Origin of the sequence: Flavobacterium ginsengisoli (assembly GCF_029625315.1) — a bacterium.
Taxonomy (GTDB): domain Bacteria; phylum Bacteroidota; class Bacteroidia; order Flavobacteriales; family Flavobacteriaceae; genus Flavobacterium; species Flavobacterium ginsengisoli.
The window spans coordinates 667,209-689,512 of record NZ_CP121110.1; the positions used below are offsets into that span (position 1 = coordinate 667,209).

At 33.0% G+C, this 22,304-nt stretch carries 25 protein-coding genes and 2 pseudogenes; 17 read left to right on the forward strand and 10 right to left on the reverse strand.

Features of this window, described 5'->3' with window-relative positions:
• Position 1: 1 nt before the first annotated feature.
• The 6 genes from P5P87_RS02780 (at position 2) to P5P87_RS02805 (ending at position 4,085) form a co-directional block, all read left to right on the forward strand.
• Positions 2–715 carry a potassium channel family protein gene (locus tag P5P87_RS02780; protein WP_278021484.1) on the forward strand — a complete coding sequence of 238 codons (714 nt, stop codon included), beginning with the start codon at positions 2–4 and terminating at the stop codon, positions 713–715.
• The gene (locus tag P5P87_RS02785) at positions 702–1,613 is read left to right on the forward strand and encodes a phosphatidylglycerol lysyltransferase domain-containing protein (protein WP_278021485.1); all 912 of its coding nucleotides are present in this window, start codon (positions 702–704) and stop codon (positions 1,611–1,613) included. The genes P5P87_RS02780 and P5P87_RS02785 overlap by 14 nt, the downstream gene beginning before the upstream one ends.
• Before the next feature lie 12 nt (positions 1,614–1,625).
• A complete protein-coding gene (locus P5P87_RS02790; RefSeq protein WP_278021486.1) occupies positions 1,626–2,279 on the forward strand; it encodes a DUF998 domain-containing protein in 654 nt (217 codons plus the stop codon).
• 71 nt (positions 2,280–2,350) lie between these two features.
• Positions 2,351–3,355 carry an AcvB/VirJ family lysyl-phosphatidylglycerol hydrolase gene (locus P5P87_RS02795; protein WP_278021487.1) on the forward strand — a complete coding sequence of 335 codons (1,005 nt, stop codon included), beginning with the start codon at positions 2,351–2,353 and terminating at the stop codon, positions 3,353–3,355.
• A 43-nt stretch (positions 3,356–3,398) separates the two neighbouring features.
• Positions 3,399–3,728: an AcvB/VirJ family lysyl-phosphatidylglycerol hydrolase gene (locus P5P87_RS02800; protein ID WP_278022759.1), complete on the forward strand. Its 330-nt coding sequence runs from the start codon at positions 3,399–3,401 to the stop codon at positions 3,726–3,728.
• Between the two features lie 3 nt (positions 3,729–3,731).
• Positions 3,732–4,085 carry a DUF488 domain-containing protein gene (locus P5P87_RS02805; RefSeq protein ID WP_278021488.1) on the forward strand — a complete coding sequence of 118 codons (354 nt, stop codon included), beginning with the start codon at positions 3,732–3,734 and terminating at the stop codon, positions 4,083–4,085.
• Positions 4,086–4,098: 13 nt separating this feature from the next.
• Here P5P87_RS02805 and P5P87_RS02810 read toward each other — a convergent pair whose 3' ends face one another.
• The 7 genes and pseudogenes from P5P87_RS02810 to P5P87_RS02840 all read right to left on the reverse strand — a co-directional run bounded on the left by P5P87_RS02810 (position 4,099) and on the right by P5P87_RS02840 (position 9,452).
• A complete protein-coding gene (locus P5P87_RS02810; protein WP_278022760.1) occupies positions 4,099–4,596 on the reverse strand; it encodes a 4'-phosphopantetheinyl transferase superfamily protein in 498 nt (165 codons plus the stop codon).
• Positions 4,597–4,848 (reverse strand): annotated as a pseudogene (locus tag P5P87_RS02815) (acyl carrier protein); the annotation flags it as partial.
• A gap of 1 nt (position 4,849) precedes the next feature.
• Entirely contained in the window at positions 4,850–6,118 is a 1,269-nt protein-coding gene (locus P5P87_RS02820) for a beta-ketoacyl-[acyl-carrier-protein] synthase family protein (RefSeq protein WP_278021489.1), read from the reverse strand.
• On the reverse strand, positions 6,115–6,552 hold the full coding sequence (locus P5P87_RS02825) for a 3-hydroxyacyl-ACP dehydratase FabZ family protein (protein WP_278021490.1): 438 nt from the start codon (positions 6,550–6,552) through the stop codon (positions 6,115–6,117). Before P5P87_RS02825 ends, P5P87_RS02820 begins: the two co-directional genes overlap by 4 nt.
• A gap of 11 nt (positions 6,553–6,563) precedes the next feature.
• Positions 6,564–7,614, reverse strand: a pseudogene (locus tag P5P87_RS02830) (type III polyketide synthase).
• 64 nt (positions 7,615–7,678) lie between these two features.
• The gene (locus P5P87_RS02835) at positions 7,679–8,323 is read right to left on the reverse strand and encodes a methyltransferase domain-containing protein (RefSeq protein ID WP_340696625.1); all 645 of its coding nucleotides are present in this window, start codon (positions 8,321–8,323) and stop codon (positions 7,679–7,681) included.
• A gap of 4 nt (positions 8,324–8,327) precedes the next feature.
• Complete coding sequence (locus tag P5P87_RS02840; protein ID WP_340696626.1) at positions 8,328–9,452, reverse strand: NAD(P)/FAD-dependent oxidoreductase; 1,125 nt, start codon at positions 9,450–9,452, stop codon at positions 8,328–8,330.
• Positions 9,453–9,906: 454 nt separating this feature from the next.
• On the opposite strand from P5P87_RS02840, the gene P5P87_RS02845 reads away from it, so the two are divergent.
• The 9 genes from P5P87_RS02845 (at position 9,907) to P5P87_RS02885 (ending at position 17,153) form a co-directional block, all read left to right on the forward strand.
• Positions 9,907–10,803, forward strand: coding sequence for a TonB-dependent receptor plug domain-containing protein (locus P5P87_RS02845; RefSeq protein WP_278021491.1), 897 nt, complete (start codon positions 9,907–9,909; stop codon positions 10,801–10,803).
• The gene (locus P5P87_RS02850; protein ID WP_278021492.1) at positions 10,757–12,292 is read left to right on the forward strand and encodes a TonB-dependent receptor plug domain-containing protein; all 1,536 of its coding nucleotides are present in this window, start codon (positions 10,757–10,759) and stop codon (positions 12,290–12,292) included. Before P5P87_RS02845 ends, P5P87_RS02850 begins: the two co-directional genes overlap by 47 nt.
• A gap of 15 nt (positions 12,293–12,307) precedes the next feature.
• Complete coding sequence (locus P5P87_RS02855; protein WP_278021493.1) at positions 12,308–13,027, forward strand: HmuY family protein; 720 nt, start codon at positions 12,308–12,310, stop codon at positions 13,025–13,027.
• A 12-nt stretch (positions 13,028–13,039) separates the two neighbouring features.
• Positions 13,040–13,843 (forward strand): HmuY family protein, encoded by an 804-nt coding sequence (locus P5P87_RS02860; protein WP_198858044.1) that lies wholly within the window; start codon positions 13,040–13,042, stop codon positions 13,841–13,843.
• An 18-nt stretch (positions 13,844–13,861) separates the two neighbouring features.
• Positions 13,862–14,608, forward strand: a complete 747-nt coding sequence (locus P5P87_RS02865) for a hypothetical protein (protein WP_278021494.1) — start codon at positions 13,862–13,864, stop codon at positions 14,606–14,608.
• Positions 14,609–14,684: 76 nt separating this feature from the next.
• Complete coding sequence (locus P5P87_RS02870; RefSeq protein ID WP_278021495.1) at positions 14,685–14,831, forward strand: hypothetical protein; 147 nt, start codon at positions 14,685–14,687, stop codon at positions 14,829–14,831.
• Positions 14,832–15,196: 365 nt separating this feature from the next.
• Entirely contained in the window at positions 15,197–15,364 is a 168-nt protein-coding gene (locus P5P87_RS02875; protein WP_278021496.1) for a hypothetical protein, read from the forward strand.
• A 241-nt stretch (positions 15,365–15,605) separates the two neighbouring features.
• Positions 15,606–16,646, forward strand: coding sequence for a hypothetical protein (locus P5P87_RS02880; RefSeq protein ID WP_278021497.1), 1,041 nt, complete (start codon positions 15,606–15,608; stop codon positions 16,644–16,646).
• A gap of 150 nt (positions 16,647–16,796) precedes the next feature.
• On the forward strand, positions 16,797–17,153 hold the full coding sequence (locus tag P5P87_RS02885) for a hypothetical protein (protein WP_278021498.1): 357 nt from the start codon (positions 16,797–16,799) through the stop codon (positions 17,151–17,153).
• A 149-nt stretch (positions 17,154–17,302) separates the two neighbouring features.
• On the opposite strand, the gene P5P87_RS02890 is transcribed toward P5P87_RS02885, so the two are convergent.
• Both P5P87_RS02890 and P5P87_RS02895 read right to left on the reverse strand, forming a co-directional pair.
• Entirely contained in the window at positions 17,303–17,992 is a 690-nt protein-coding gene (locus tag P5P87_RS02890) for a CPBP family intramembrane glutamic endopeptidase (RefSeq protein ID WP_278021499.1), read from the reverse strand.
• Positions 17,993–18,068: 76 nt separating this feature from the next.
• Positions 18,069–18,659 (reverse strand): Crp/Fnr family transcriptional regulator, encoded by a 591-nt coding sequence (locus P5P87_RS02895; protein ID WP_278021500.1) that lies wholly within the window; start codon positions 18,657–18,659, stop codon positions 18,069–18,071.
• Positions 18,660–18,907: 248 nt separating this feature from the next.
• On the opposite strand from P5P87_RS02895, the gene P5P87_RS02900 reads away from it, so the two are divergent.
• A complete protein-coding gene (locus P5P87_RS02900; protein ID WP_278021501.1) occupies positions 18,908–19,975 on the forward strand; it encodes a response regulator transcription factor in 1,068 nt (355 codons plus the stop codon).
• A gap of 88 nt (positions 19,976–20,063) precedes the next feature.
• The gene (locus tag P5P87_RS02905; RefSeq protein ID WP_278021502.1) at positions 20,064–21,722 is read left to right on the forward strand and encodes a hypothetical protein; all 1,659 of its coding nucleotides are present in this window, start codon (positions 20,064–20,066) and stop codon (positions 21,720–21,722) included.
• A 21-nt stretch (positions 21,723–21,743) separates the two neighbouring features.
• On the opposite strand, the gene P5P87_RS02910 is transcribed toward P5P87_RS02905, so the two are convergent.
• The gene (locus tag P5P87_RS02910) at positions 21,744–22,265 is read right to left on the reverse strand and encodes a PPC domain-containing DNA-binding protein (protein WP_278021503.1); all 522 of its coding nucleotides are present in this window, start codon (positions 22,263–22,265) and stop codon (positions 21,744–21,746) included.
• Positions 22,266–22,304 lie beyond the last annotated feature (39 nt).

Sequence of the window (22,304 nt, forward strand, 5' to 3'; positions counted from 1 at the left end):
AATGCGCATTATTCCTTCTTTTCTAATTTTTATTTTAGGATTAATCAATATCATATCTGTTTTAACGCCTGCTATTTCTGAGCGTTTAGATGTTTTAGAAGATATAATTCCCATTTCTGCAATCAAAGTTTCCAACTATTTTGTAATAACTGCAGGCTTATTTATGCTAGTTAATGCGGCTTTTATGCTCAAAGGCTTGCGAACTGCGTGGTGGTTTTCAGTTTTTCTTACTGGCATTTCTGTAATAGGAAATATTACTAAAGCCATTGATTATGAAGAAGCTGTAATTGCACTTATTGTTCTGGTTAGTTTAATAGTGACAAGAAAAGAATATTATATAAAGAGCAATTCGCATTTGCAGAGTTTAGGTTTAAAAACGGTTTTAATAAGTATTTCAGCTGTTTTAGTTTATGGTATTTTAGGCTTTTATTTCTTAGACAAAAAACATTTTAATATTGATTTTGACTGGCTTCAATCGATACGATATACATTGCAAAATTATTTCTTGATCGGAAGTTCAGATTTGGTGCCTTTGGACCGCTTTGCAAGACGTTTTCTTTTGTCGATAAATATCTGTGGATTTCTCTCTCTAGGATTTCTGCTTTACGCTTTAATACGTCCGTATACAATTAAAAAACAAGCTGTAGAAGCAGATTTTTCTGCAAGCAAATGCTATTCTGAAGCAATATGGTTCGTCATCATTGGATTATTTTAAAACCTACGATGACAAGACCATTTTTATTGCCAAAAATCAGAAAGCTTTTTTAGCGTATCGTGTTGCCGATAATTTTGCTGTTGTATTAGAAAATCCAGTTGCAGAATCGAATGCCGAAATGAAAGAATGTATAATAGAATTTGATGATTATTGTTATGAAAACGGTCTAAGAAGCATCTACTATCGCGTGTCCGAAGAAAACTTAGATGTGTTTGCTTCACTGCAAAAAAAGAGTTTGTTTATTGGTCAAGAAGGAGTTGTAGACTTATCGCTATTTACACTCGAAGGAGGTGCAAAAAAATCGTTGCGAAATGCAATAAGCAAAGTCAAAGAAAAAGGCTTTAAAACTACTATTTACTCGCCGCCAATAAAGGATGGAGTGCTTCAAAAAATAAAAGCTGTTAGCGATGAATGGTTAGACAGTACAGGAAGAAGCGAAATTATATTTTCTCAAGGTAGATTTGATTGGGAAGAGCTTAAACAGCAAACGATTATTACGGTTGATAACGCCGAAGAAAAAGTTGTTGCTTTCTTAAATGTAATTCCCGATTATGCTGAAAATGAAGGAACTTACGATTTAATCCGTAAAACGAACGATGCGCCAAACGGTATAATGGATTTTATTCTTATTGAACTTTTCACTTATTTAAAATCGCAAAATTGTGAAGCTGTAAATCTAGGACTGGCCGCTATGAGCGGAATTGAGGAAGCGAATACTTTTCCTGAAAAATCAATGAAGTTTGCTTACGAAAGAATCAAATTCTTTTCGCATTATAAAGGTTTGCGAGATTTTAAGGAAAAATTTTCTCCCATTTGGCACAACAAATACTTGGTGTATTCTCATGATTACGATTTGCTTCAAGCTCCAATTGTTCTTAATAAAGTTGTAAAACCATAATTTTTTTAAAATATGAAAACAGCACAATTAAATTGGACAAAAATAATGGCAATACTTTGTATCATTACCTGTATTTCCGATTTTATTGCCGTGTTTGTATTAGGAAGCCGATACGCTGGATATGATCAGTTAAAAGATACAATGAGTTCGCTAGGGACGAGTATTAGTCCTGTTTCTAATATAATTTCGATTTGGTGGATTTGCATTGGAATTATATTTATTGGTTTTGGAATTTTTTTTGGAAAAGCATTTAATGACAACTCTAATGCTATAAAATTAGGTTCTGTTTTAATTATCCTCTACGGTTGGGGAGAAGGTATTGGCTCTGGTTTATTTAAAGCTGATAGAGTCGAGGGAAGAATGACTGATTCTTTTATGATGCATAGTTTGGCCGGTGGCATTGGTGTTATTGCGGCATTACTGCTTCCTTTTATTTTACGTAAAGCTATTGTAACACAAAGAAAATATCTGTTTCATATTTTTTCATGGGTTGTTTTTGTTTTCGGACTTATTACAACGATACTCTTTACATTTCGTTTTTCTTCAGATCAAAATAATTTCATTTCTCTTTACAAAGGATTATGGCAAAGACTCTTTCTGCTAAATCTCTATGTATATTTTATTGCGCTTTCGATAATAATGTATGGTAAAGAAAACCAGTTTTAATTTAACGTTAAAAAGAATCAAGATGAATAAAATAGCAATAATTTTTCTTTTTGTTTTTGGTCAAAGTATTTTTGCAGACAAGCTTGGACACTATAAATGTAGGTTCATTTGGAAAAGTAACGATATATAAACCCAAAGCGACACCAAATGCAGTTGTACTGTTTATTTCTGGTGACGGAGGCTGGAATAGTGGAGTAGTAGATATGGCCAAAAATATTGTAGATCAAGGAGCTTTGGTGGCTGGTATTGATATTCAGCATTATTTTAAAAACATTAAAAAAGAAAAATCAAAATGTTATTATCCAGCAGGCGATTTTGAAGAATTGAGTTTGATTTTGCAAAAGAAATTAAAGCTAAAACAATATTTTAAACCCATATTAGTAGGATATTCTTCTGGCGCTACACTCGTTTATGGAATGCTGGCTCAAGCTCCTGCCAATACTTTTAGTGGAGCTATTGCTTTAGGGTTTTGTCCTGATATTGAAACAGACAGAACTTTATGCGATGGTTCTGGACTAACTTCTCATGTTTTAAAAGAAGGAAAAGCCTTTTATCTAGAAAAAACAGAAAAACTTACAGCTCCTTTTATTGTTTTGCAAGGAACAACAGATCAGGTTTGCAATTATGCAGATACTAAAAAATACATGGACGGACTTAAACAAGGAAAATTAATTACACTTCAAAAAGTTGGACACGGATTTTCGGTTACAAAAAATTGGCTTCCTCAGTTTATAGATGCTTATAAAGAAATTCTGAATACACCCAATTATGCGAGACAAAAATCAGAGCAGAATTCGTTATTGAAAGAACAGCATTTGGAACCACTGCCTTTTGAAATGCCTTTAACATTGATTCCGACAAAAAGTAAAGATGAAAATCTTCCGATTGCTTTTGTCATTTCTGGTGATGGCGGCTGGACAAGTTTTGATCAATCTGTTGGAGAAGCGTTAGCGGAAAGAGGAATTGCAGTTGTTGGACTTGATGCTCAGAAGTATTTTTGGAATGCTAAAACGCCATCAGAAACTTCAATTGCTATATCAAAAGCAGTAGAACATTATTTGTCTGCAATGGAATAAAAAATCGGTTATTCTTGTAGGTTATTCTTTTGGTGCATCTGTTATTCCGTTTGTTGCGGCTAATTTTCCAGAAAACTTAAAAGAAAGTTTAAAAGGAGTTTACTCGTTATCGCCAGATGTAAAAGCTGATTTTGAAATTCATATTACAGATATGTTAAGTATGGAAAGTTCAAATGATAATTATGATGTGATTTCGGAAATCAAGAAGATAAAAGCTTATAATCCGGTTTGTTTTTTCGGAAGTGAAGAAGATCAAGAAACCAGAAAACGTTTTGCAGAATCGAATATTAAAGCCATAGAAATTCCAGGCTCACATCACTTCAACGATGATTATGCAAAAATAGCAGAAAGTATTCTGAAAGAAATGAAGTAAGAAATGAAAGCAATACAGATTAAAAGAGTTTACGATTCTAAAGAGAATGATGGAACTTATCGCATTCTAATAGATCGTTTATGGCCGAGAGGAATAAAAAAAGTTGATCTTAAAATGGATGAATGGGATAAAGAAATTGCGCCTTCGCCAAAATTGCGAACGTGGTTCGATCATAAAAAAGAACATTTTACCGATTTTTCTAAATTATATACAGAAGAATTAAAAACGAAAAATGAAGATGTTGAGCGTTTAAGAGCAATTGCAGAGAAACAATCCATTACGTTATTGTATGGTGCAAAAGATGCCGAAATAAATCATGCTGTTGTTTTGAGAGAATTTCTTCTAAAGAAACAATGAGAGCATAATAGATTTATTGGCGAATAGTTACCCATTTCTGAAATCTTCCGTGATGACTGATTGAAATATCCTGAAGTGAATTTAAAATTTTTAAATACGGAATTCCATTTTCATCTTTTACAATTTCTTGGTTCTGAACTTCAATCACATTATTGATATTTTTCTTATTATCTACAGCAATAGTATGAATGTTTTCTAAAGATAAAATTGTTTTTGTGTGATAAATTCTTTTATCACAAATTACTCTTCCTGATGCATTTTTTGAAGTCAAAGAGTCTAATGAACAAGAAAGCTTTTTCGGGCTGAATTCACGTATTTTGGTATGGCGATTATAGATTTTGTACGCAGCCTCTTTCATACTCCATAAAAGCCAAACCATGATTTCTGGTTCAGCATAATTTTTTATGAGCAATTGTTCATCAGCCGTAAAAAGCTTTTCTATAAAGCCTTTCCGTTGCCAATTGCTTTCTATACGTGACTGCGCGAGATCTATAATATCGTTGCCAATCATTTTTTCGGCAAGTTTAGTTTCGATAATTTCTAAAGCTGTTTTTACATCTAGCATTCTTTCCATATCGATATTGTCAATTACAATATTGAAGTTTTCTTCAAGATCAAGAACAATATCAACCAAGTTTGCCGAATTTATATTTAAATCTTTTATAAAATCAGTCTCTTCTGTTAAGTTGTCATAGGCGTCCATGTTGGTCACAAAAGGCTTTATAATTACTTTTAATCTTGCGGTAAGTTCTTGTCTGTCCATTTTAATTTTCGAATTTTTTAAATAATATGCACGCGTTTACATCGCCAAAACCAAAACTGGCTTTTGCAATTATTTTTGGGTTAGTTATTTTTGTTTCTAAGAGCACTTTTGACGAATCAATCAGTGCAGTAATTTCCGGATGTAGATCAATGCAGTTTTTATTTCCAAACAAAAAACCTTCATAAAGCTGTAATACTGTGGCAACACTTTCAATGCTTCCAGATGCGCTTAAACAATGTCCAGTTAGACTTTTGAGTGAATTAATGTACGGAAAATTAGAACCATTTCTCTCTAACGCTTTTGTCCAGTTTTCGATTTCTAAACTGTCTTTTGTTGTTGCTGTTAAATGCCCGTTTATAGCATCAATTTCATTCGGAGTTATTCCTGCATTTTCGATAGCAGTTTTAATGCATCTTTGAACGGCTGTACTGTTTGGTGCCGTCATCGTTCCGCCGTCGCGCTGTCCGCCAGAATTGACATTTCCACCCAAAATTTCAGCATAAATGATTGCGTTTCGTTTTAAAGCAGTTTCCAAATCTTCAATAATAAAAGCACCAGCACCGCTTCCTGGAACAAATCCAGCTGCCGAAGCACTCATAGGTCTTGAACCTTCTTCTGGATTGTCATTAAACTTGGAAGAACAAACACGAATCGCGTCAAATCCAGCCCAAATATAAGGCCCGCTATCAGAAGTACTTCCTGCCAAGATTCGTTTTGCCTGTCCAGATTGAATTCGGTCGTAAGCCATTAAAATAGCTTCGGTTCCAGTTGTACAAGCCGAAGAATTCGTAGTAACCTGATTTCCCAATCCGATTTTACCGCCAAGATAAGCGCTAATACCGCTGTTCATTGTTTGTGCCACAACTGTACTTCCTAATCTACGAACTTGCAGTTCATCAATTTTATAAATGCTTTCGCGAAATTTATCAATTCCAGAAGTTCCAGATCCGAAGATAGCTCCGCTGTCCCAATCTGGATTTTCGTTTATTGGCAAACCTGCGTTATTCCAAGCGTCCATTCCTGCAATAACACCATATAAAATTCCGGTGCTATTAAATCCGCGAAGTTCGAGTTCTGTAAAATACTGGGCTTTTAATTCCTCAGATATTTGAGGCTGACCCGCAATCTGACAAGAAAATTGCAATTCTTCTAACTGAGAATCATGACGAATACCCGAAATGCCGTTTTGCAGTGCACGACTAAACGCAGAAATGCCAACACCATTTGGCGCGGCAACTCCAAGTCCTGTTATAACAACTCGCTTTTTCATAATTTCTTGGTTATCATTCCAGCCAAAACACCTCGGCAAACTTCTTGTCCAGCTTCATTTTTCATTACAGCATTACATTTTAATTTTCCGAAACGGAAAAACAATTTTTCTGAAGTTACCGTTACTTTTTCATTTGGATAAACAGGTTTCAAAAATTCCATATCGGCAGAAGTAAAAGCAATTATGGTGTTTTCTCCCAATTCATTTCCTAATAGAAATATTCCTAAGCAAACCATTCCAATCTGCGCCATTGTTTCAGTTAGAATAACGCCTGGAGTAACGGGATTATCTTTAAAATGGCCTTTGTAAAAATCAAGATTTTCTTTGTAGGTATAAGTTCCTATAACACCGTTTTCATCTGCGTGAAGCAATTCATCCACAAATAAAAAGGGCTCACTGTAAGGAAGTTGTTTTACGATATCTGTTAATTTCATAAGCTTTCAAATTACCATTGCAATAAAACTCTTTGTGCTGAAAATCCTGGGCCAAAACTCAGCATTAAACCTTTTTCTCCTTTTTTCGGATTTCGATTCATAATGTTTTCTAAAACATACAAAACCGTAGCGCTCGACATATTACCGTATTGTTTAAGAATTTCTTTAGTGTCGTCAATATTTTTCTCTAATCCTCCAAAAAGAGATTCAACAGTTGTCACGATTTTTTTCCCCGGGATGAAAAATCATGTGATCAATATCTTTAATTTCTAAATTATTCTGTTTCAAAAAAGGATGAATAATATCGCCAAAATGAGAAGCAATGGTATCTGGAACTTCAATATCGAGAACCATTTGCAGTCCGCCGTTGGTTAGTTTGAAACCCATCATATGTTCAGCATCATAAAAATGATACATTTGTTCATCGAGAATTTCAGGACCAGCATCTTCTTCTTTTGAAGACAATAAACAGCAAGCAGCACCATCGCCAAAAATCGCAGCGCTGACAATATTCGGCATGGAGAAATCATCTAACTGAAAAGTTGCCGTTGGCGATTCTACAGCAATTACCGCCGCACGTTTTCCAGGATTCGATTTTAGAAAATTCTTGGCATAAATAATTCCCGAAATCCCTGCGGCACAACCCATTTCGGTTACAGGAAGACGAACAATATCTTGTCTGAGTTTCATTTTATTAATCAAATAAGCATCAAGCGAGGGAATCATAATTCCGGTACAGCTTACGGTAATAATGTAATCTAAACTCTGCGGATCCCAACCAGTTTTTTCTAATGCTTTTTCGAGAACTTGATGTCCAAGAACAATCATTTCACGACTATAAATATCATTTTTTTCTTCGAATGAAGTAGCGGTAAAAACCTCTGAAGGTTCCATGATAGAATAACGTTTGTCTACAGAAGCGCCTTCAAAGATCTTTTTGACTTTTTTAATAAAACGTTCTTCTTGACCTTCAAGCCATACATCTACAAGCGGAAGTATTTCTTCAGTCGTTCGTGAATATTGCGGAAGTCGCTTAACAGCTGTGATTATCTTTACACTCATATTTTAGTAATTATCCACTGGTAGCGAAACGCCCATTTCCAGTTTATGGAATAGTTTTTTAGATTTAGTTTTTCGGAGAAATGCTCCAATTCCTTTTTTTGAATCCTTTTAAAATGGAAATCAAACCATCATTACGAGACATTCTATTGAGATTGAAAATAACACTTACCAATTCAAATAATCGATAAGCGAGTTTGCTTCGATGAAGATCATTTACAACAATTCCAATCGAAGCATTTTTATTTAGAACATTCATAACTTTATCAATCTGCGCTGTTGTAAAATGATGCAACGTCAACGTACACAAAACAATATCATATTTCAGTTCATTAAAATCTTCGCTAAAAATATCCATACAGAGATAGTCAATATTTGTAAAATCTTGTGAAAGTTTCTTGGCATAATCAATTGTAAAAGCATTGGCGTCGATACCAATTAATTTAAAATTTAGATTTTGCTTTTTTCCGTATTTAGCAAGCATTCGCAACATATCTCCATTTCCGCAACCAATATCAGCAATGATTATTGTTTTTGAAATATCATTATTTTTTAAAAGTTCTTTTATGCCATGTAGCGTCAGTTTATTTCCTCCAAGCAATTGGTTGATAGAAGCAATTTGATCTAACGCGCCAATCAATTCTTCGCTTTCAAGCGAAAAATCATCCATTATCTCTATTTCTTCTGTTCTATATTTAGTGTTTACACCCATTTATTCAATTGTTATTGGTCGGCCGTGCGTTTGTTTTATAATGAACGAAAGTAATGCAGGAATCGATGCTCGCAATGGTCGTCATGATATGAGTTAAATTTTTATGCGTCAATGCATTTGATAATAGTCTGCCAAAAAATAATCGCTTGCTAAAATGCTTTTTCCATTCTTTGATATACTTTTTTTCAAATTCATTTCTGGTTTCAATCTTTCCATAATAAAAATCAAGAACTAGTTCAGCGACTATTTTAGCGCTATGGATCGCCATTGCCATTCCGTTGCCGCACATTGGATGAATCAATCCTGCGGTATCTCCAATCATTAAAATATGATTTTCTACACATTCTTTTTTGTCAAATGAAATCTGGCTTATAGTTAAAGGCTTTTCGAATAGGGAAGTGCTGTTTTCGAAAATAGCTTTCAGTTTCTTATTTTTATAAAGTACCGATTTTTGATACTCTTCAATGTTTTTGTATTTTTTAAAAGTTTCAAAATCGGCTAAATAGCAAATGTTTATAACGTCGTTTTCGACTTTAGAAACGCCGCAATAACCGCCTTGAAAATTATACAAACCAACGAGGCTTTCATCAAATTTCCCTTTGTAATGCGCTTTTATGGCAAGCCAAGGTGATTTTTTAGAAATAAAGTCTCTTGACAAAACTTGATCAATATTTGATCTTTTGCCATAAGCGCCTAAAATTATTTTTGCTGAAAAAATTTCTTCAGAAGTTGTTACGGTGAAAATGTCATTTTCAAAAGAAATAGTAGTGACATTTTCTGTAATAATAGTACAGCCATTATCGACGGCTTTTTTAAATAAGAAATGATCCAATTCATAACGGCTGACTCCGAAACCTCCAAGCGGAAGTTTTGTTTTTGCTGTTTTACCGTTTTGTGCAACAAATTCAAAATTTGAAATGCTGGTTGGATGGAGTTCTCTAACATCTATATCCAACCAAAATAAATAAGGAAGAATTTCATTTGAGATATATTCTCCACAAACTTTATGCTTTGGATATGTATTTTTTTCGATAAGAGTTACCCTCAAACCTTTTTTAGATAAGTGCAGAGCGCTTGCCAGACCAGCAAGACCGCCTCCAATAATAAGTACATCGGGATTTGTTCTCATACAACCAATTTAATCATAAAAACTCAAATGTTCTTACTTAATTCTATAAGAAATTAACAAAATTTCAATGTTGTTTATTCTGTGTTTTCTCATATAAAAAATGATAGTTTATTTTGTTTTTTTTCTTAAGACTTAAGATTTCAAATAAGGCAAGGAAACTTCTATTTTTTAAATTCGTAATAAAAATAATATTAATTTTTTCGCACTATCTTTTTCTCTTCTTGAGTTTTTTTCTTGAATTTGTTTTATTTATAATTACTATTTAAAATATTGTTTTTTAGTGATTTAATTTATTTTTTATAAAGTTTTAGTTTAGGTATTATTTACGATATATTCTGCGATTTTAAAAAATATGTAAATAAAATACTATTACTTTATTATTAATTACTATTTTTACACAGTCTAAATAAGAATAGTTATTCTGGTTTTTAAGAAAAAATCAGTCAAAAAATAAATGAAAAATAAAAGCACTTACGGTCATTACAATACAATTATTACGAGTTTCATTTTACTATTTGTTAATATGCTTTTGGGGCAAAATAATAATAGTATAAACGGTTTGGTTTTTCATTCTAAAAATCCATTATCGCATGCTACAGTAATTTTAGAACCTTCTTTTAAAAACACCGTAACTGACAGTAAAGGACATTTTTCATTTTCAGGATTATCAAATGGAGCGTATACAATTCGAATAAGCAATATGGGCTATAAAGATTACATTGAGAAAATTACTTTAAATGGCGTTGCTCATTCCATTCAAATCGAAATGGAACAAGGAGTCGATTTGAAAGAGGTCAATGTAACGAGCCGCATTAAAGAAAGCAGTAATCCTGAAAACTTGGTAAATGCACGATATAGCGCTATGCCAGTTACTGTAATCGATCGTAAAACAATTGAACTTATGGGGAGTAGAAGGCTCGATGAAGTTTTAAAAGAACAAACAGGAATTGCTATTGTAAACAATATTAGCGGTGGGGCTAGATCTGTTGGCGTGCAAATGCAGGGTTTTGGAAGTGAATATATTATGGTGTTAATCGATGGTCAGCCAATGGTGGGGAGAAACAATGGCAACTTTGACCTTTCGAGAATTAGCGTTTCCAACATCGAACGTATAGAAATTATAAAAGGGGCTTCTTCGAGTTTGTACGGAAGTGAGGCTTTAGGCGGCACTATAAATATTATTACCAGACATGGAGTTGTAGATCCGCAAATGCAGGCTTCAGTAAGTTATGGATCACTGAATATTGTTGATGCTACATTGGAAGGAGAGACGCCTTTTCTTGAAAATAAAGGCACTGTAAATCTTGCGAGCAAATTATTACAGAACAGATGGTTACAATACCAATTCTAAATACATACAAGGAACAACTTCGCCACCTTACGACAATTATAGCTTACAAGGAAGATCGCGTTATCAGATAAGCCAAAAGAGTTTTCTCGGCTTGAGCGGACGATATGGTCTTCGTCGTTCTTTTATGGAAAAGGATTTTGGTTTAGGCCATATTTCTGGAGATAATCAAGATGAGCAGGATTTAAATCTTTCGGTTTCATTTGATCATCGTTTTAATAGCGCATTTAGAAGTATTACAAGATACTACCTTACGTATTATACTGCTGATATGAGTGTAGCTTGGCAGGAAAATAATAGTTCGGTAAGTCAAGATGTTTTTCAACAGACACTTCATCGTTTAGAACAGCAGTTTTCTTATAGCAGTAATAATACATACCAGCTTGTTGGCGGTTTTGGAGGAAGTGTTGAAAATATGAATGATGTTGCGCTCAATGGTGTAAATTCTCTAGAAACTATGTTTTCTTATGTTCAGGGAGAATGGACTCCTTTCGAGAAACTAAAGGCAGTTGGCGGATTACGCTATGATCATACTAATAATTTTGGAGGAAGATTAAATCCGAGTTTTGGATTGCAGTATTTTATTAGTCCAAAATTAACTTTTAAAACAGGTGTTGGAACTGGATTTAAAGCACCAGATTTTAAAACCAATTATTTAGTGTTTTACAATTCAAACAGCAATTATTTAGTAATTGGAAATGCTGTTCTAGCACCAACCTTAGAACAACTTCAAAAAGATGGACAAATCAGCGAAATCAGACAATATGTTCTTGATCAGACCGCTGGAAATTTACAAGCTGAGAAAAGTACTTCTTATAATGCAGGATTGATTTTCGAACCTTCAAAGAAACTCAAAGTAGAGGGAGGTGGTTTTTATCATAGAATAACCAATCAGATTAATAGTATTCAAGTTGCTACAGGCTCAAATAACAGAATAATTTATACCTACCAAAATCTTCCAGAAGCTGTCAATAAAGGTTTTGAGCTTTCGCTAAAATTAACCCCAATAAAAAATCTAGAAATAAGTGCTGGTTATCAATACTTAATTGCTAAAGATCTTAGCATAAAAGATAGCATCAGAGCAGGAAAATGGCCTTACAGTCAGAATATTCACGATCCAGCAACTGGAAATTCGTATAAGCCGCGACCATCAGATTATTGGGGAATTGAAAACCGTTCCCGTCATATGGCGAATTCTTCTATTTTCTATCGCAATAATCCATGGAAACTTAATGCAAACTTGAGAGTGAATTTTAGAGGAAAGTATCCATTTGGAGATCGTAACGGAAATCAATTTATTGACAAATATGACATTTTCGTGAAAGATTACTGGCTGATCAATGCAAGTATTGATAAGCAATTATTGAATGATCATCTCAATGTCAGATTTACGGCAGATAATATTTTCGATTATACAGATCCGCTAATGCCAGGACAGCCAGGAAGAATACTTCTTTTGGGTGTTAGATATCGTTTCTTTAAAAACCAATAAACTCAAATATTTCTAATGACAACAATTAAAACATTTAACAAAAGTAAAATACTGCTTTTCGCGATAGTTGCGATAAGTTTGGCTTCCTGCAGCAGCAATGAGGAAGATACAAACTCTTCGCTTATTGATAATAAAAGCACTGTTATTACTGATCTTGCGGGTGACACTGGAGCTTCTATGGGAGATGGAACTAATGGAAAAGAACAGAGAAGTTTTCATACGTTTTTGTTTCGCTTCAGCGATAAAAAACAAATATGGTCGCATACCAAAGCAGATTCTTTGCAATATATGAAAACAAAAGACTGGGACATTGCTTTTACAGGACCTTACAATAGCGAAGTTTTTGTAAATAATGCAAAATACCAATATAATCCTGGTTTTGAAGGGCCAGCAGAAAATACTTCTGTTGTATTGCTTAATGAAGATTATAAAAATGTCACACAAGCACCTTCAGATACAGATTTTAATACTAGCGAGATAACCAAAATAGGATGGGCTTCTTCAGAAAGTTCTGCTGGATGGTTTTATTACAGCTTAAGCGACCACATTATGCAGGCAATTCCGAATCGCACATATGCGATACGTTTACCTGACGGGAAATATGCCAAACTGCAACTTGTAAATGCCTATAAAGGAAATCCTCCAGCGGTTACAGATTTGAATTGGCCTGCACCTTATTTCACTTTCAGATATTTTATACAGACAGACGGAAGTAAAAATTTAAATACCAAATAAATAGATAACCCCATGAAACGAATAAAAACATTAATAGAGAAAGTATCGCCAATATTGATGATGGTTTTTCTTATTGCTGCTACAACTACAGCATGTTCATCTGATGATAAACCAGCAGAAGGAAGCGGAAATGAAGAAAACCCAGGAACAGAAATTCCAGATCAAACACTTTTTAATAAAGTCATTCATGTAAAAAATTATCAAGGAAGTACTTCTGATGATAATCCGACGGCGCCTTCTGCAACACTTTACTACAGTCTTGAAGAGAATAAATCGGTTGACGGTTCTTATAAAAAAACAAGAAAATGGGATTTAGCTTTTGGCGGATTATATGCCAGCTTTTTGTCTGGAAATAACGGTTTAGACAATAAAAATAATGGTTATCAGGCAGGTGGAGTTGGCGGAATTACAATTGTAGCTAAACCTTTTGATGAAGTGGTTGATGTTCCGGCTGACAGTCAGTTTAAAACAGGAATTGATCTTATAGGAACAGATGATGCTGGTTCTTTTGGTAATGGAACTGGATGGTATTTGTATGATTTTGATGGAGTTGTTGTGTCTGATGGAACTAATCCGCAAAAAGCTCACGTAGCATATGCACTTGGTGAACCTCTTAAAATTATAAACGGAACAACTATTCCCGCAAGAACTATTATTCTAAAAACAGCAAACGGAAATTATGCCAAAATTAAAATGATTTCGGTTTACAAAGATGTTTATACGTCAGCTGAATGGTTTAAAGATACGCCGCACATGTATTACACTTTTGATTATGTAATGGTTCCAAAAGGAAGTACAAAATTTGAAATTAAATAACCAATCCAAATACAAATAATGAATACTAAAATTACAAAATTAAAAACACCTTTGTTTTTTGTTGCTTTTACGCTTTTTAGTCTTTTAACTTCTTGCGATAATGAAGAAGAAAGATGGACAGATGTAAAAGAAGATCCAGTTACAGAAATTGTTACCGACCTTGATGCACGAAGAATTATATCTTTTAAGGTTGTAAATCCGGGCGAAAGTCAAGCGATATATAGTGCTGTAAATAATTTAGAAAAAACAATTACAGTTTATCTGCCTTCTTATTATGAATATGAATATTTAGAAACTTCGATTTCACTTCCTGAAAAAACAACTATTACTCCCGCAGCTACCGAGTTAGTGCCTGTATTCGCAAAAACACCATTTACGTATACCACTAAAGCAGCTGATGGAACAACGGCTGTTTATACTGTGAAAATTGTGATCCAACAGCCAAAATTGGTTTTAAGAGAATTATCAAGTGAGACTTCAACTTATACTATACCCGTTTCAAGCTCTATGTTTTTAAAAGGTGAAAACTTTGTTCCTTCTTACGAAGTAACAAAAGTTTATGCTGTAGATGCACAAGGAAATAAAAAATGGCAATTTCAGCAGTATAATGAAGGTTTAGACATCTTTAGCTTTTCAGCGACTTATGTTTTTGGAGGAACTTCTAGTGAAGCAATAACATTAGAACCCGATACTGACTATTGGATACAGATGGAAAGCTATAATCTTACCGCTACAATGAAATATCCTATTAGAATTACAAAATAAACTTGCAAATAAAAAATGTCTGTCTTTTCTGCCGAGGTAATAAAAGAAGCCAAATTAATCTATTAAATATATCATTATGAAAAAAATAATCTTATCATTTTTAGCATTGGCTACTATTTCAATTACATCTTGTAGCTCAGAAGACCAAACTGCCGATTCACAAGGACTTGCAAAAGCACAAGAAGAACAAGTTTCTAATCAAACAGCCAAAGCAGTGCATTAGAATTATGTTCTGCAACTTCAACATCAGTAACTGTAAATAGATGGCAAGCACCATCATCTGTAGATACTAACTGGACTCCAGTAGCTGCTGTTATTGGCGGTGTAAACGTTCAGTGGGAAGGTATTTACGGAGCTTCACTTCGTCCTGTTGGAAATACAGCTCAATGGTACCTTGGTACAGTTGATTTAAATTCTGTTTGTGGAGAATGGGATTTATGGAAAGAAAGTGTTGAAGTTAAAAATGCAACTGGAAATGTTGGTACAGCTCCAACATCAGATCCTTATAATATAGTTGGATACAATGGTACAATATCTGGATCAAATTACGGATTAGGATATTACTCTTATAATATTACAACTCATGTTATGACTCCTGCTAAAGCTATTGTAATCTGGAAAGCAGCTGGAACAAATTCACATTCTGTTACAGTTCCTCATACAAGTGCTACAGAAGTTTATTTGGTAAAAGTAACTGCGGTTACTCCAGGAACTTCAAGCGACGTAATCAGTTATAACTGGTCTAAAGTATTATAAATCAATAACAATGTAAAAAGAAACATGGGATTACGACATAATTAAAAAGTGCTTGCAGTAAAGCTTGACCAGCGATCTCTGCAAAATACTAATATCATATCATTACCCCATGACTATCAAACGGCTTTTTGAATTACCGTAAGCATTGAAAATACAGACATTTTAAAAATATAAATGCCTTTATCAATAAGGCAAAAATAATAAAATAAAATCATTTAAAAATTAGATAATCAATACAATCATGAATAAAAAAAACAATACCAATGTATTTTTAATCGGATTACTTTTTTTATCAGTGCTATTCTTTTCTTGTGATACTGAATATATTGATAAAGTAAATTCAATTCCTGGCGATGTTGTAAAAGTTCCAGGATATACTCACATTGAGTCTTTTACGATAAAAGATGCAGATAATAATGATGTAAGCGCCGCTATTACAGAGGAAAATATAATAGTGACATGGAGTGTAAATACATCTTTTCCAGAAACCATAAAACCTGAAATTGTTCTTGGTACAGAAGCTGTAATTTCTCCGGCATCTGGAACAGAAGTTCCTTTTAAAGACGGAACCGTTTACACGGTAACTTCAAAAGCGGGAACAACAAAAAAATATACGCTTAAAATAGATTTCAGACAAACAGAACCAAGAACTTGGACTGTAGCCTATCCAGAAACTTTTAGAAAAGGTTTTTTGCAAAAGATTGTTAATATAGGAAACTCAGGAATCACATCATCGATAAATGATTTGTGGCTAAGTGTCGAAAACTCTAGAGTTTATTTGGTATCTGCAGAAGATGAGAAAACAGAATATACCGCAGAAATCGTTCATTTAGGTGGTTCGTTAGGAACAACCACATCGGGTACAGCGTTTACGGAATATGGAGTATATTATTTTCTTAAAGAAGACATGCCTGTAGGAACTTATGATTTACGTGTCAAAAACGGAATTTATACGCTTCAAAATGCAAGTGTCGAAAATAGATTTCAAGTTAGTGTTATTGAACCAGATTCTTTTAAAGCAGAGTTAATTGGTTCTGGAACAGAAAGGAAAATTGGAGATACATTTGAAATTAGAGGAGGTCAACTAAATACAATTACCAAAATAGAAATGTATAACAGTACAGCTCCAACGGCAATTTATCCGTTAGAATTTGTAAGTGGCACTATTTACAGAGCGATATTAAAAGTTCCAGAAGGAACACCTGCAGGAACTTATAATCGAGTAAGATTCTATAGAGATGCAGCCAGTACGCTTACTGCATATACCTTGAAAATTAAATAATTCGGATATTTTTTTAGAATGCGCAGACTGTAATGGTGTGCGCATTTTTTTATGTTTAGAAAAGTTTATTAATTATATATATTTGCCAACTTTCAATTAAAGATTTCTAAAATGTGGAACTATTTATATTTCAAATTCAGCATTAAATAAATGACAATACAAGATTTAGTAGGCACTTATTCTATTTCGGGAAGCAATCAGGACGAAAGTAATGAGATAACTTACAAAGGTGTTTTGACTCTGACTTTAGATCAAAACAATCGCATAAAAGCAGATTGGCTTATCAATTCGCATAAACAAAAAGGAACGGGTTTCTTTAAAGACAATATTTTGGTCATTAATTTTAGTTATAAAGGCGATGATCATAAAACTTATAAAGGAGTTGCGGTTTATAGATGCATTACCAAAGATATTTTAGACGGATTTTGGTCAGAGAAACATGGAAATCCATTGTATTTAGGAAGTGAATATTGTTTGAGAATGGAAACTACGGAAAGATTAAATTAGAATAGAAACAGCGCAAAACTTAAAATGTTTGCGCTGTTTTTTTTGCCACAGATTAAAAGGATTTTCACTGATTAAATCTGCATAATCTGCTAAATCTGCGTGAAAAAAAATATTTTGCAGAAACTATCTCAATTGTCTGCGGAATTAAGTTAAGCTGGATTAACAGCAGTTTTATATTTTCTGTTATAAAGAATAATAAAACCAACCCATATTACTAATAAAACTACAATTAAAATAAGTTCTGTATCATGTAAACCATTACGGAAGAAATTATTTAGCGAATGCACTCCCGCAACTGCCAATAGCGATCCTGTAGAAGTATATACTTTTCCGATTCCCCAAGTTCCAAAGAAAATGATTCCGAAGAAAATCATGTTGCTTGGCGTTGTTTCAAAGTTTAAATGCCATGCGAACCAAAGAACAGCAATAATTAAGATTGAAGTAAATTTAGGAAGCGATTTCAATTGTTCTTGCAAAAATCCACGCCATCCGATTTCTTCTAAAAGTCCGTAAACTAAAACTGTAAACATTAATAAAATTGGAAATTTACCGATTGTGAAATAATAAACACCTGCAATTAAAACAGCTGGAAGAATCCAATAAACGGCAAACGGAACAATTGCATTTTTATAAATTCCTTTTAACGACATTGGATTGTTAAGAGAGAATATTTTTATTGCAACCAAAGCACCCAAAGCAGGACCAACACCACGAAGCAAAATTACTAAATACGGATTTTCTATTCCTGACAATAAATTGGTTTTAACAGCTGCATATCTGCAGATTACAGCAATTACATAATAAACTATAATAGCGCCAAAGTTGATTTTATTTTTCATCGTTTTAAATTTGTTTGGTTTAGTGAAGCAAACTTAGCGAGCAAAAATGAAAATAAAATTGACTTTGGGTAAGAAATCATTTTTCCATAACTCTTTTTCGAATTCGGCTTAAACTTTCTGCTGTTAATCCCAAATAAGAAGCAATGATTTTGAGTGGTGTTCTTTGAAAAATTTCTGGACGCCCTTCTATAAGTTTCAAATAACGTTCTTGAGGAGAAAGCGTTAATAGATTAATTTGTTCTTGCTGTTTACGCACATAAAGCATTTCAGAAATAGCTTTTCCAATTCGTAAACCTGTTTCAGATCTTTGATACAGTTCGTTCAAATCTTGATGCGGAATAGACCAAAGCGTCAAATCTTCTAAAGCTTCAGTTTTAATAACAGATGGTCGCTGATTTAAAAAAGACATATAATCACTTATAAAACTTTTTTCATACAATAGATTAATGCAGATGTCTCTTTTACCATCCCAAACAAATAATCCCGCAGATCCTTTAATGATGATATTAAGATATTTTTCGACGCCATGATAATCTTTTATGATTTCAGATTTGTCAAATACACGAACTTTAATCTTCTCCGAAAATCCTGTCCAGATGTTCATATCGGCAGTAAAATAATTTTCGAAAATTCTCTTTACATCTTCTGGGGAAGGACTTTGTGGCATTGCTAAAAGGTGTCAGTTTAATCTTAAGCAAAATACGAAAGTAATTTAGATTTTTAAAGCAACTAACCTAGCTTTTATTGCAGAATATTTATGTATTGAACAAATCAATTTTATTTAGTTGTAGAATGTTCTTTTATAACTCTTGTTTTGACAAAAATAAACAAAGAGAGACGATGTAAATTGAATTGGCTTTTTTTGTAATTTGGTCAATAATAAACGTCAAAATGAATTTGTTTTAATTTTTACAAATGCAACAAAGAAAAATAATCAGATTTTTAACGTCCCTCATTGTTGCATTTCTAATTATTCCGAATTGTTACGGACAATATTCAATTTGTGGACATATTGAAACAACACAGAAAAACAAAACAGTGTATTTAAGTCTCTTGAAGTACGATGAAGAAACACTAATTACAGAAAGCCAGATTCTTTTTTCTACCCAAACCGACAGCACAGGATATTTTGAATTTAAAGGTCAATTGTTGTCTAAAAAAGATAAACTTTACCGCATCCATTCAAATATTGACGACATAAAAGGTTTACAGTTAGTAAGCAATAGCGACAAAAACAATTACTACAATTTTATTTTTTCAAATACTGACACAATTTATTTCTCAAAATCAGGAAATAGATGGTTTAGCCATTCTCAAAACTCAAATAATACCGATAGATTATGGAGGAACTTAAAACAATTTGAAGAAAAATTGACTCAAGGATATTCTGAAATTAAAAACAAGGAAGCTCAACAACAAACTATAAATGATTTTGTTGAAAAAGTAAAAGCATATAATGCTAAAAACATCTCGCCTGCATTGATAAAACTTCTTGCATTTTCGGATATAAAAAGAAAAAATTTTGATCTAAAAACGGACTTTGAAAAAAATCCGGATTTCTATAATGATATTTTAAACTCACTTAAAAGTTACTATTCCGAAACATCATATTATCTTCAATTTCAAGACGAAATTTCGAAAATTTCCAATACTGTTTTTCAACAAAAGTATTCGTTCCATAAAACCCTAAATTATATATTAGGAATTTTGGTGCTGATCCTGGCTGTTATTTCGTTTTTATTGTTCAAAAAAGTAAGATCAATACAACCTAAAGAAATACAACAAGAAATTTCAAATTTGACATTAACGAATCAGGAAGAAAAAATTGCAAAACTGATTTTGGAAAATAAATCAAATAAAGAAATTGCCGACGAACTTTTCATTTCGTTGAGTACGGTAAAAACCCATATTCGAAATCTTTATGCAAAACTAAATGTAACAAACAGGTATGAATTAGCAGATAAATTCAAAAATCATACTTAGGATTAGTCCTAATTTCAACCCCGATTTAGTCTATTTCTCAGTATTTGGCTCATTATTTTTGTTTCTGAATTTCAAACATAAATCAGAGATGAAAAAAATAGCACTAATTCTATTTGTATCGGTTTTTATCCAATTTGTCAATGCACAAGAAACCGACATCAATAAAATGTATCAATCTGCAGTTGAAAATTACGAAGCCAAAAATTACAAAAAATCGGAAGATGATTTTTCTAAATTGATAGAATTGGCAAAAGGAATAGAAAACTTATCAGATTCTGTTTTATTTCATGGCTCATCCATTTTTGCAGGAAATAATAACCCTGAAAAGACTTTTCAGATTCTAAATTATCTGGTTAATAAACGTTTTTATTCTGACTTTGATAAATTAAATAACGAAATCGAATTTCAAAAATGGTATCATACTAAAGAATGGGAAAATGTGATTTCTAAAATCAAAGAGAATAAAACCACAGAGCCCTTTAGAAACAGACAAAACATTAAAACTAAACTTCTGGAAGCAAAATCTGTTTTAGAAAAAGACAACGGTAGATTGTGGGGATACAAACTTTGGAATGATAGTATTATCGTGATTGATTATGATAACACTATTTACAGTTTAACAAAGCTGTCAAACTGTAAAACAGACAATGATACATTATATTATAAAACAATGGAGCCAAATACGTTGGTTTTTGTAAATACGACACAGAAATATGAAGGAAACGAATATGCTACAGTTTTAAACAATTATCTGGATGGTTCAACCATTGTTCACGAATTGTTTCATTTACTACAGCTTAAAACAAGGAAATTTAATGGAAATGCAATTGCTTATTTGGATGAAACAAATGCGCGGATTTTATTGAGGTTAGAATATGAAGCATTAAGAAATGCCTTGAAATCTATTAATCAAAACAAAGAAACTGGCGAAGTAAGAACTTATCTAAAAGATGCTGTAACATTTAGAAAAGAAAGACAAAAAAAATATTCAAAATACCTAAATGCCGAATTAGAACTAGAAACTTTGGAAGGTTTGGCAAATTACACAGGTTTTGTTTTATCAAATTATGAAAACAAATATGACCTAGCTATATCGGAAATAAGTAAAAGGGAGGAAGCCGAAACCTACACTCGACCTTTTCCTTACGCAACAGGACCAGCGTACGGACTAATTTTTGACTATCTGAATATCAACTGGAAAAATGGTTTGGACAAAATTTACAATTTTGCGGAAATTTATGAAATCAATGTAAATAAATCAAAACTCAAAATCAGTAAAAAGACATTAGAACAAGCCAAAGCGAGAAACAATTTCGAAGAAATAAATAAGCAAGAAACAGTAAGAGAGGAACGTCAAAATGAATTGATTGCCTACTATACAAATTTACTCATCAACCAGCCAATTTTAAAAGTTGCTGTGACAGATTTAGACAATTATGGCCGCTCATTTAATATGAACGGAACGTTAATTCTAAAAGACAAAGGAGTTGTATATTCAAGCATAAGAGGCAGAGATAAATCGGGAGGTAAAAACTTTGGAAGTTTTTCAACAATAAAAGGAAAAGACGAACTCGGCAAATCTGGGATTTTAAGCTATGAAAAAAATGGGACGACTTACTTTGTGTTTCCACTGCCAATCAAAATATCAGGTACAAAAATCATTGGAGAATTTTATGAGATTGACCTCAATCCAAACTGGAAAGCCATAAATAAAAATGGCAGAAATATGGAAATTGTAAAAGAATAGTTTTCTATGCGGAATCAAAAATTACTTCAAACAAGGTAATTGTAAAACATTAGCATTTAGAGGCTGTTCAACTTTTCGTTCCAGTTTTTCATTATTTACTGTAATATAAATTTCCATAGAACCTGTACCAACTATTAAAGCCAAAATGTGACCGCCGTAAGCATCAAATTTATCATCGGTTGCAACGCCGTGCATGTGTATTGAAGGTTTGTCTCCGCTCCAGGCAATAGATCCCGTTAAGCTTCCCATTTCGACTTTATTGAAAGTTTTGGGATGAAATTTCTTTTGGTTAAAATCGTAAAATCCAAAAGTGGCATCTTGCGCAAAACCAATTCCAGTAAAATTTGCTGACGGAATATTTTGCTCTTTGGCTAATTTTTCAATTAGTTCCAAAACATTATCGCCTTCGCGAAGAACCATCAAATAACCTTGAGGAGTTTTGGTATAACGGCATTTTTCGGCATCTTTTTGTTGAGCATTAGCAAAATTAAGAGACATTAAAAGTACTATTGCCATACCGATTTTAAGGGATTGAATTTTCATAAGTATTTAGATTAAAGAATTTGGCTGAAGTTCATTGTC